This window comes from Candidatus Megaera venefica (assembly GCF_034554655.1).
Classification (GTDB): Bacteria; Pseudomonadota; Alphaproteobacteria; order Rickettsiales; family Rickettsiaceae; genus Megaera_A; species Megaera_A venefica.
This window is the reverse complement of the sequence record NZ_JARJFB010000233.1, coordinates 1-1,867: the sequence shown is the minus strand read 5'-3', so window position 1 is coordinate 1,867 and position 1,867 is coordinate 1. Positions and strand designations below refer to the sequence as shown.

The following is a 1,867-nucleotide window of genomic DNA, read 5'->3' as shown; positions in this document are numbered from 1 at the left end:
CTTCAGACACATCAAGATCTTGCTGCAAATATTCATAACCACAAAAATATTGCCAATAAATATTTTCCTTTAGCTCTTCCTCCGTAAACGAATCAGAACCGTTGTACATAGCTTGAAGCATTGATAGTGCTAGCATTACTCTATGATCTTTCTTATTTCTACCAAATTGCTTGATTTCAATGTTAGGCAATGCTCTGGCTTCAAGTTCAGACCAATTTACTAAATCCCTTAGTTTATATAACTTGTTTTTAGGATTTAGTTTTGTAGATAATTTCTCTTCAAATAACCTTTCTTGTTTTTGGAGAAAAGTAATATTTTCTATAGGCATAATTTTAAAATCCGTAAGCTTTATGCGGTAATTATACCATTTTCTTATGGATTTTGTAAGCTGTTTATGACATGAAACCCCTTGTTAATTCAGGCGGGGAGAGTTTTGACGGAGGGACTAAATATTGTTTTTGTGTTAACATCAAAAAGTGTAGCCCATCAATGGCGTACGATATAGCACGCTGGCACGTTGATACTGCTATATCCTTAGCAAGGTTATATGGGGTACTTAATAGTCATAGTATTAGTTGTAGGCACTTTGACTCTATTGTTGAGAGGAGCGCATATACGTATAATCGTAATACGGACAACGCTTCATTAATCATGAATAACACTGGCTCAGTCTATGCTATTTCGACGCATAAGACGCAGAAGTTTTATGAAATCAAAAGTACTACAAAAGACACTATTGGTAAAACTAATTTTATAGATGCGTGCAATAAAATATATAATGCTAAACAAGACTCTGTAAATGCTAAACAAGAGCTTTCTGTATATGAAAGAATAGAAAGAGCTTTAGGCTGGATGACAAAAGCAAGAACCTCTATCGATATCGCCACAAAATTCTTGCTGTTTTTTACGGCTCTGGAAGCATTAATGCCGGAGATCAAAACCCATACAATATGCACTAAAAACAAGAAATGCTCTAAAGTTGATGCTGTATGTACTAAAACTGAGGAGTGCAAAGAGCAGAAGGTAGGGATTAGCGAGAACCTTGCCCAGTGCATAACAACTATCTGTAGTGCAACTCCAAACGAACGAGAAGAATTAAAGAAAGAAGTAAAAGAATGCTATAGTATCAGAAGTTCGTTGGTACATTCAGGAAGCCTTAATGTCTCAGAGGAGGATTGTAAAAAATTAGAAACCTATACAGAATACGTATGCTACTGGTTTCTTGAACATGCTATTGCATCTAACAAACCTTACGATGAGATAATAACAAAACTGGCTAATGCATGGAATGAAAAAAGTCTTTTGTAACGGAAATACATCCCGTTCGCTTTAATAAAGGATCGAATTCGTCCTCTAAAGCAAGCTAGTTAAAGGTCTAAATTTCAACGCCATAATTTACGTTATGGAAAGTAAAGTCTAGAGTCCCTCCGTCAAAACTCTCCCCGCCTGAATTAACAAGGGGTTTCATGTCATAAACAGCTTACAAAATCCATAAGAAAATGGTATAATTACCGCATAAAGCTTACGGATTTTAAAATTATGCCTATAGAAAATATTACTTTTCTCCAAAAACAAGAAAGGTTATTTGAAGAGAAATTATCTACAAAACTAAATCCTAAAAACAAGTTATATAAACTAAGGGATTTAGTAAATTGGTCTGAACTTGAAGCCAGAGCATTGCCTAACATTGAAATCAAGCAATTTGGTAGAAATAAGAAAGATCATAGAGTAATGCTAGCACTATCAATGCTTCAAGCTATGTACAACGGTTCTGATTCGTTTACGGAGGAAGAGCTAAAGGAAAATATTTATTGGCAATATTTTTGTGGTTATGAATATTTGCAGCAAGATCTTGATGTGTCTGAAG

Annotated in this window: 3 protein-coding genes; 2 read left to right on the top strand and 1 reads right to left on the bottom strand. The window is 34.7% G+C overall.

Translation table 11 applies throughout. The features are described 5' to 3' along the window. The coding region (locus Megvenef_RS09305; protein ID WP_322776028.1) for a transposase at nt 1–328 on the bottom strand (328 nt) is incomplete at its 3' end. Between the two features lie 71 nt (nt 329–399). Between Megvenef_RS09305 and Megvenef_RS09300 the strand changes: the two genes are divergently transcribed. Beyond that, nucleotides 400–1,308: a HEPN domain-containing protein gene (locus tag Megvenef_RS09300; protein WP_322777640.1), complete on the top strand. Its 909-nt coding sequence runs from the start codon at nt 400–402 to the stop codon at nt 1,306–1,308. Between the two features lie 231 nt (nt 1,309–1,539). Continuing rightward, on the top strand, nt 1,540–1,867 hold a 328-nt coding region (locus tag Megvenef_RS09295; RefSeq protein WP_322776028.1), incomplete at its 3' end, for a transposase.